Here is a 6,081-nt window from a genome sequence, read left to right as displayed (position 1 = left end):
AGCGGTCGGCGCGGCGTCCGAGTGACGGTCAGGCAGGCGTGGCGCCTCAGCGAGAGGCGGTCCGCAGTTCCGCGATGGCCGCGGCGGTGAGCTCGCGGGGCGTGTGCTGCGGGTCGACGAGGACGACGGTGCAGTGGGCGCCGTGGGTCAGGGCGGTGGTGAAGCTGCCGTCGGCGAACTGGGCGAGGGGGCCCCGGGGAGAGCGGCCGATGGCCACGCTGCGTGCGTGGACCCGGTCCGCGTGCTCGGCCAGCGTCCGGCCCGCCGCGGCGTGGTCGCCGACGCTGCGCAGGACCTGGCCCGTGGCGATGACGCCCTCGGCGGCCAGCCGGTCCAGATGCGCGGCGACCGCGGCCCGGGCCTGCTCGTCGGTCTCCGTCTCGACGGCCTGTTCCTCGACGACGGCCGTCTGCTGCACGTGGACGATCTCCAGAGCGCTGCTGGTGTCGCGGGCGAGCCCGGCGGCCGCGTCGACGACGGCGCCTGCACCGGGGTGGTTGCCGACGGCGACGATGACGGGGGCCGCACCCTGGGCCGCCTGCGCGCCCACCGGGATCAGGGTGGGAGCGAGGGGCGCGGCTTCCGCGGGGCGCCGCTCGGCCGCGCCGAGCAGCTTGTGGCCGCTGGCCAGGACCGGGATGGCGAGCAGGAAGGTGGCGGCACCGACGTAGAAGGGGACGCTGAGGTCGGTGGCGTCCGCGATCTTTCCGGCCGCGTAGGGGGCGAGCCCGCCGCCGATGAACCGGACGAAGCCGTACGCGGAGGAGGCGACCGGCCGCTCGACGGGGGAGACGAGCATGACCGCCTGGGTGGTGAGCGTGTTGTTGATGCCGATGAAGATGCCGCTGACGATGACGGCCGTGATCACCACGGACGGGGTGCCGACACCGGCGGCGATCACCGCCATGACGATGCCGAGGCCGACGAGGTTGGCGTAGAGCACGGGCGCGGTGCCGTAGCGGGCCTGGAGCCGGGGAGCGAAGAACACGCTGAAGGCGGCCACGAGCAGACCCCAGCCGGTGAAGACCAGCCCGAGTTGATGGGCGTCGAGCTTCATCGGGTAGGGGGCGTAGCCGAGCATGGTGAAGAAGCCCCAGTTGTACAGCAGGGCCATGATCCCCATGGTCAGCAGACCGCGGTGGCGCAGCGCGGCCAGCGGGGCGAGGGGGGAGGTGCGTGTGGCCGGCTTGGGCAGTTGGGGCACGAAGGCCACGGTGGCGATCAGCGCGATGGCCATGAGGACGGCGACGCCGAAGAACGGGCCGCGCCAGCTGATGGCTCCCAACTCGCCGCCCAGCAGCGGGCCGACGGCGATACCGAGGCCGAGGGCCGTCTCGTAGAGGATGATCGCGCCGCCGAAGCCGCCGCTGGCCGAGGCGACTATGACGGCCAGGGAGGTGGCGATGAACAGCGCGTTGCCCAGTCCCCAGCCGGCGCGCATGCCGACGATGCCGTTGATGGAGTCCGACATGCCCGCCAGGGCGGCGAACACGACGATGACGGCGAGCCCGGCGATGAGGGTGTGCTTGGCGCCGATCCTGCTGGAGACCCAGCCGACGATCAGCATGGCCACCGCGGTGACGATGAGGTAGCTGGTGAACAGCAGCGAGACCTGGCTGGGTGTGGCGTGGAGGTTGTTCGCGAGGGCGGGCAGGATCGGGTCCACGAGGCCGATGCCCATGAACGAGATGACGCAGGCGAACGCCACGGCCCAGACGGCCTTCGGCTGTTTGAACGGGCTTGCGACCTTCTGGTGCGGAGTGCTCATTCGAGATCACTTTCTGGACGTCGACAGGAGCCGACACGAGGTGAGCGGGACGAGACCTGAAGTCGGCGGAGGTCGTGGGCGGCGTCGGACGGTCAGACGGGGCTCTGCCGGTGCTGGACGGCGCGGGCCAGGGCGGGCAGCGCGACCTGCACGGCGTGCTGTTCGTCCGCGGTGAGTTCGCCGATCAGCTCCTGAAGGGCGTCCATGCGTTCGGCGCGGCGTCGCCGGGAGAGCGCGAGTCCGTCGTCGGTGGCCTCGACCAGCACGCCGCGGCCGTCGCTGGCATCGGCGGTGCGGCGCACCAGACCGTCCCGCTCCAGCCGGGTGACCAGCTGCGTCATGTTCGGCTGCGACACGCCCTCGGCCCGCGCCAGCTCGGTCAGCCGGTGGGCGCCTTCTCGGCCCAGCCGGCCCAGCACGGAGGAGGCGGCGATGCTCAGGCCACCCGCGGTCGCGCTCTGCCGCACATGGCGAACCATCAGTTCCACGGCGCTGATGAGGTCGTCGGGGACTTCTTCTCCGGCGCCGTGGTCCATAACCTGCTTATGCATAGGCGCATTATGCATGTGTGTGTAGCTTGAATCAATCGTGTTGACGCATGTTCCGGGCGCGTGGGCCGCGCCGTTGCTCCGTCGTGCTGCGCGACCGACAGGGTCGGCAGGGCCGACGGTGCCGGCGGGCGTCCCGTGCGAGTGCGCACTCAGGTCACGATGCGTTCAGCGCATGAGAAATGAGTCATGAGCGGTATCGCTGACCATGTGGGTATGACTCTCGATGAGCGTGCACGGTCCGCTGTGGCCGCGCTCCTGCACGCGGCCGGCGAGTCGCAGACCGAGCTCGCCGCTGCCCTGGGGGTGAGTCAGGCGCAGGTGAGCCGTCGTCAGTCCGGCACGGCCGCCTGGAGTCTGGCGGACTGCGACGCGGTGGCCGCGTACTACGGCGTCGACGCGCTCGACCTGCTGGCGGGGCCCACCGGGGCCGCGGAGTCGCTGCCCGTGGAACGCCGCCGGATTCCCGGCCGCCCTGCGGGTGGCGCACGCCCGGCGGCCCTGCGGGACGGGGGAGAGCGATGACGGACTTCGGCGCGATCGACGCCCTGCTCGCCTCGGCCAGGCAGGAGGCCGTGCTGCCGGCCGCCGAGGAGCGTCGTGCCCTGCGCGAGGGGCTGAACCTCTCGCGCCCCCAGCTCGCGCAGGCTCTGGGCGTCAGCCCGTCCACGGTCGCCGGCTGGGAGTCCGGACGGGACCCGAGCGGCGAAGTACGGGAGAAGTACGCGTACTTCCTTCAGGGAGCGAAGACCAAACTGGCCGCCGAGGCGACGGCGGCGGTCGAGGACGCCGGGGACGAGCAGCTGGCATCAGCGCCGAGGACTTCCGGGTGTCACCAACGTCGGCTTCGCCGCCTGAGGTGCGGTCCGGGTCATCGTGCGGAAGAAGTCAGCCGACGCGGTTCGACCCGCTCCTCCTCGGCCCTGTCTCCGTTCCTTGTGACCATGTAGGCGCCCTTGCCCGGGATTTCGGTCACCGCCTCCACCAACTCCGTTCCCCGGTAGACCAGTCCGACTCCGTCATCGGTGCAGTGAGCAGCGGGCACGGTGCCGTCCGCCACCAGTCGGTGCATCAGCGGACGCCGCCCCTCGTCCGAGTCGTAGTGCACTCCGTTGCCGTACGGCAGGAAACCGAGTCCGTTCGTCACCGGGCGCAGCTCCGGCCCGAACGAGTCGGTCGCGCCTCCCTGGAACCAGCAGATGGAGCCCGCGCTGACCCCGCTGAGCACGACACCGGCCTGCCAGGCGCGCTTCATGATGCGGTCCAGGCCGTGTGCCCTCCACACCGCCAGCAGGTTGACCACCGAACCCCCCATGACCCAGACCACGTCGTGGTCGAGAACCGCGCCCTCCACGTCCTCGACATTGGGCATGGGGAACAGGTGAAGAGGCGTCAGGTCGAATCCCGCCACCCGCGCGGCCTCGGTCATCCGGGACGCGAAGTGCTCGGCGTCACCGATGGCGGTACCGACGTACATGATGCGCGGGCGCCGGCCATGGACCCCGGAGAGGTCGACGGCATGGTGCACCAGAGCGTCGAACATGACCCGGGTTCGTCCTCCGACCCGATGCCCACCGGAGGTCGCGAGGATGGTCGGTTCCAATGCCGTCATGCCCATGATCGTAGCGGGGGCCGGTTGCCGGACCCGAGCCGCCGCAGGTCGTACATTCCGCGCCGTCGAGGCCGTCACCCGTACAGATCCACGGCGCCTCAACTCATGCGAGGTTCGTCGGGCGGCCGCCCGCGCAGGCCCACATGGTTGCTGCGCGCGTCCCGTGCCGCGCGCCGGGGCCGGACGCACGCCCTTCCGGTCTAGGGTCCCAGGCCGTGGCTGATGTCCCCGATGACCTGATCAGACTGGAATGTACCGCCGAGACCCAGCGTGCCAAGCTGGCCGGACTCGGTGGCGAGGAGTACGAGGCGCAGTGGAGGCTCTGGCGCACGGCGGCGGAGGAGTTCCAGGCCGCGGTGACGGAGTACGCGGCCCGCGACGACGTGACCATGTCCCGGTACGAGGTCGAGCAGGCCGCGAAGAAGGCGGTGCGCCATGCGCAGGAGGACCCGGCCGTGGAGTAGTCCGGTGTGCCGTCCGAGCCTGTTGATCGAGTGGGGTTAGATTGCTCAGATATGAGCGAAAATGGTGGAATTGGGCGTCGGGCGGCGCTGAAGGGCATCGCCGTAGCCGGTATCGCAGCGGTGCCCGGGGGGATCGGGGCGGCCCGACAGCGCGCGGCTGCGGCGACGTTGTTTCCGCAGCCTGCCGTATGGGCCTCGCGACGGGTGCCGGGCTCGGCGTCGGGAGTGGTCGAGCGGACGCTCGACGTCCGGCTCACCGACGTCTCCGTCCCGGGCTACCGCCAGGTGACCACGCGCACCTACAACGGAACGATCCCTGGGCCGACCCTGCGGGTGCGCGGCGGTGACACGCTGCGGCTGACGCAGATCAACGGCCTGCCGCCCAACCCGCCCCACAGCGGCGACGCCCACACGCCGCATCACCCCAACAGCTTCAACCTGCACACCCACGGAATGCACGTCTCCCCGTCCGGGCAGGCCGACAACGTGCTGCGCGAGTTCCCGCCGCGCACCGCGGAGGAGGCCGCCGCCGGTATCGCGGAGCCGCGGTACGTGACGACCATCCAGGTGCCGTCCGATCATCCGGCCGGCACCTACTGGTACCACCCGCACCTGCACGGATCCACGGCTGAGCAGATCGTCGGAGGCATGGCCGGAGTGATCATCGTCGAGGGCGACGTCGACGAGGTTCCGGAGATCAAGAAGGCCGCCGACGTCGTCGTATGCATCAACGAACTCAAACTCGAGGACGGCAAGGTCCCCGCCTTCACCTCGGGCGGCTGGGTGACCCGCGTCCCCTCCACCTTCACCGTCAACGGCACGGTCAATCCCACCATCACGCTGCGCCCCGGCGAGGTCCAGCGGTGGCGGTTGGTCGCCGCGACCGGCCTCACCGCCCTGCGCCTCCAGGTCGTAGGCGAGCACGACGGTCTGACGATGCATCAAATCGCCCAGGACGGCGTCACCTTCGACGCACCTCGTGCCCGGAACCCGCTGGAACTGGCCATGGGCAACCGAGCCGACATCCTGATCCGCGGCGGCGCATCCGGCAGGTACGAACTGCGATCCGCCATGGTGCCCGATCCGCTGATGACGGTCGTGGTGGCCGGGGAGTCCATGGAACCGCCGATGCGGCTGCCGGCCTCGCTCCCGCCGGGCAGGCCGTTCCTCGACGAGAGGGACATCGCCAACCCCGACGCGGACCGGGAAGTGGTCTTCCACGCCGACGCGCGCGTCTTCCCCGGGGCGTTCCCCAACGCCTTCCGCATGCTGGGCACCAACGCCACCCCCGCTTCCGACCCCGACGGCGACCTCACCCGCGACCCGGCCTACGGTCTGTTCGACCCCGACTACACCAACCACACCCTGCGCCTCGGCACCGTCGAACGATGGACCGTCCGGACCGACGAGTCCGTGCCCGCGCACAGTCACCCCTTCCATCTGCACACCAACCAGGTCCTGCTCACGCACCGGAACGGCGAGCGACTCGATCCGCCGGTCTGGCACGACACCATCGGACTGACCGGCGGCGCGTCCGGCCAGTCCGCCACCTTCCTGGTCAAGTACGAGGACTTCACCGGCCGCGCCTTCGCCCACTGCCACCAGGTCCAGCACGAAGACCTCGGCATGATGCAGACCGTGGACTACGTCGGACCGGCGGAGTCCGAGGAGCAGGACCGGCGTCGCTGA

The 6,081-nt window shown here is 70.7% G+C and carries 6 protein-coding genes and 1 pseudogene; 4 read left to right on the top strand and 3 right to left on the bottom strand.

Features of this window, described 5'->3' with window-relative positions; all coding sequences use genetic code 11:
- Window positions 1–46: 46 nt before the first annotated feature.
- Both ABT085_RS17915 and ABT085_RS17910 read right to left on the bottom strand, forming a co-directional pair.
- Window positions 47–1,768, bottom strand: coding sequence for an MFS transporter (locus ABT085_RS17915; RefSeq protein WP_351608168.1), 1,722 nt, complete (start codon window positions 1,766–1,768; stop codon window positions 47–49).
- A gap of 92 nt (window positions 1,769–1,860) precedes the next feature.
- On the bottom strand, window positions 1,861–2,319 hold the full coding sequence (locus ABT085_RS17910; RefSeq protein ID WP_351608165.1) for a MarR family winged helix-turn-helix transcriptional regulator: 459 nt from the start codon (window positions 2,317–2,319) through the stop codon (window positions 1,861–1,863).
- 213 nt (window positions 2,320–2,532) lie between these two features.
- On the opposite strand from ABT085_RS17910, the gene ABT085_RS17905 reads away from it, so the two are divergent.
- Both ABT085_RS17905 and ABT085_RS17900 read left to right on the top strand, forming a co-directional pair.
- Entirely contained in the window at window positions 2,533–2,841 is a 309-nt protein-coding gene (locus ABT085_RS17905; RefSeq protein WP_351608162.1) for a helix-turn-helix domain-containing protein, read from the top strand.
- Window positions 2,838–3,092, top strand: a pseudogene (locus ABT085_RS17900) (helix-turn-helix domain-containing protein); the annotation flags it as partial. The gene ABT085_RS17905 and the pseudogene ABT085_RS17900, both read left to right, overlap by 4 nt.
- A 95-nt stretch (window positions 3,093–3,187) precedes the next feature.
- Here ABT085_RS17900 and ABT085_RS17895 read toward each other — a convergent pair.
- Window positions 3,188–3,928, bottom strand: coding sequence for a Type 1 glutamine amidotransferase-like domain-containing protein (locus ABT085_RS17895; protein WP_351608159.1), 741 nt, complete (start codon window positions 3,926–3,928; stop codon window positions 3,188–3,190).
- Between the two features lie 215 nt (window positions 3,929–4,143).
- Here ABT085_RS17895 and ABT085_RS17890 point away from each other — a divergent pair, with 215 nt between their 5' ends.
- A complete protein-coding gene (locus tag ABT085_RS17890) occupies window positions 4,144–4,392 on the top strand; it encodes a hypothetical protein (protein WP_351608156.1) in 249 nt (82 codons plus the stop codon).
- 225 nt (window positions 4,393–4,617) lie between these two features.
- Entirely contained in the window at window positions 4,618–6,081 is a 1,464-nt protein-coding gene (locus tag ABT085_RS17885) for a multicopper oxidase family protein (RefSeq protein WP_351608153.1), read from the top strand.

Origin of the sequence: Streptomyces sp. NPDC002265 (assembly GCF_040296125.1) — a bacterium.
Classification (GTDB): domain Bacteria; phylum Actinomycetota; class Actinomycetes; order Streptomycetales; family Streptomycetaceae; genus Streptomyces.
Note: the sequence above shows the minus strand (reverse complement) of the source record. Positions and strands in the feature narration are given on the sequence as shown.